The sequence below is a fragment of the Allobosea sp. ASV33 genome, from assembly GCF_016428755.1.
Classification (GTDB): domain Bacteria; phylum Pseudomonadota; class Alphaproteobacteria; order Rhizobiales; family Beijerinckiaceae; genus Allobosea.
This window is the reverse complement of sequence record NZ_JAELTI010000190.1, coordinates 1-1,662: the sequence shown is the minus strand read 5'-3', so window position 1 is coordinate 1,662 and position 1,662 is coordinate 1. Positions and strand designations below refer to the sequence as shown.

3 protein-coding genes are annotated in these 1,662 nt (G+C 70.9%); 1 reads left to right on the top strand and 2 read right to left on the bottom strand.

Going from position 1 to position 1,662, the window contains the following annotated elements; all coding sequences use genetic code 11:
* The coding region (locus JHD80_RS27025; RefSeq protein WP_199093648.1) for an ArsR/SmtB family transcription factor at window positions 1-689 on the top strand (689 nt) is incomplete at its 5' end.
* Here the strand turns inward: JHD80_RS27025 and JHD80_RS27020 are convergent.
* Window positions 649-1,479, bottom strand: coding sequence for a patatin-like phospholipase family protein (locus tag JHD80_RS27020; RefSeq protein ID WP_199093646.1), 831 nt, complete (start codon window positions 1,477-1,479; stop codon window positions 649-651). The genes JHD80_RS27025 and JHD80_RS27020 overlap by 41 nt on opposite strands.
* The coding region (locus JHD80_RS27015; RefSeq protein ID WP_465246565.1) for an alpha/beta fold hydrolase at window positions 1,476-1,662 on the bottom strand (187 nt) is incomplete at its 5' end. The genes JHD80_RS27015 and JHD80_RS27020, both read right to left, overlap by 4 nt.

Sequence of the window (1,662 nt, the reverse complement as noted above, 5' to 3'; positions counted from 1 at the left end):
GCGCCAACATGCTGCACGCGCTGATGGACGGGCGCGCGCTGACGGCGAAGGAGCTGGCCTGGATTGCCGGCGTCGCGCCGCAGACCGCGAGCGGTCACCTCGCCAAGCTGATGCAGGGCAGTCTGATCGACGTCGCCGTGCAGGGGCGCCACCGCTATTACCGGTTGGCCGGGCCGGAAGTCGCGACGGCGCTCGAAGGGCTGATGGTGCTGGCCAATCTCGACGGCACGAGCCGGCGCCTGCCCTCCCGCGTCGGCGCCGAACTGAGCCAGGCCCGCACCTGCTACGACCATTTCGCCGGAAGGCTCGGCATCGGCATCCACGACGCCTTGATGGCGGGCGGCCATCTCGCGGCGAGTGAGGGCGGCTATGCGCTGACGACCTCGGGCAAGGCGATCTTCCGGGCGCTGGGTCTCGACCCGGACGCCACCGCCAGAAGCCGCCGCGCCGCCTTACGGCCCTGCCTCGACTGGAGCGAGCGCCGCCCGCATCTCGCCGGTCATCTCGCGGCGTCGCTTGCCTGCCGCTGCTTCGAGATGGATTGGGTGCGCCGCCGCAAGGACAGCCGCGCGGTGATCCTGACCGAGGAGGGGCGAGGGGTCTTGGAGGCCGCGCTTCCAGGCTTCCGCTGCGATGCGCCTGAGCCGGTCAGCCCCGCGATTCGAGAGCCCGCCCCAGCGCTCGCTTGACCTCGTCCTTGATCGGCTCGGCGGCCGCGAGGATCGCTTTCGCCTTGAAGAAATCGAGCCCGCCGACGCCATCGGCACCGGCCCGGATCAGGATGTCCGGCGGCTCCTGCTCGATCTGGCGCTGGACCAGCGTGCGCGTCAGGATCTGCGAGGCGCCGACCAGCGCCTCCATTGCACCGGGAATGCGCGGCTCGCCGGGCTCGGTCATCGGCGCGCTGACATCGACCGCAAGGACAATGCGGCCGGGCGCCAGCCAATCCCGATAGGGCAGAGGATCGATCGCGCCGCCATCAATCAGCAGGCGCCCGCCGAGAGCGACAGGCCGCACCAGCCCGGGAATCGCCAGTGAAGCGGCGACGGCCGGCGTCAGCGGTCCGTCGTGCAGCGCAAGTGCGGCATGGCGGTGGTAGTCGGTCGCGATCGCCGTGAACGGGATCGTCAGCTCCTCAAAACGATCGGGCACGGCCTCGGGCCAGAACAGGTCGAGCAGCCTTTCGCCGTCGAGCAGCACGGGATTGCCGAGCCCGCGCACGAGATCGGCGAGCTTGCCAACGCGGCAGTCGAGCAGGCGCGCGATCACCCGCGCCCGGTCGCGGAAGGTCGCCAGCACATGCTCGCGCAGCTCCCGGCCGGAGAGCCCGGCGGCATAGGCCGCGCCGATGATGGCGCCGATCGAGCAGCCGGCGATGCGCGCGGGCTTGAGGCCGAGCTCGTCGAAAGCCTCCAGAATAGCGATATGGCTGAGGCCGCGCGCTCCGCCGGCCCCGAGCACGAGCGCGATCTCGCTCAAGCCACCGCCCGCGCCAGGAAAGGCTTCAGCGCCGCAAGCGTCGCCTGCGGGTTCTCCTCGGGCAGGAAATGGCCGCTGTCGATCGCTTGGCCCTCGGCCTGCGGTGCGAAGGTCTGGTGCCAGACATCGATCGGGCTTGCGCCCTTGGCTGGAATCCCGGCCTCGCCCCAGAGCACCTGCACC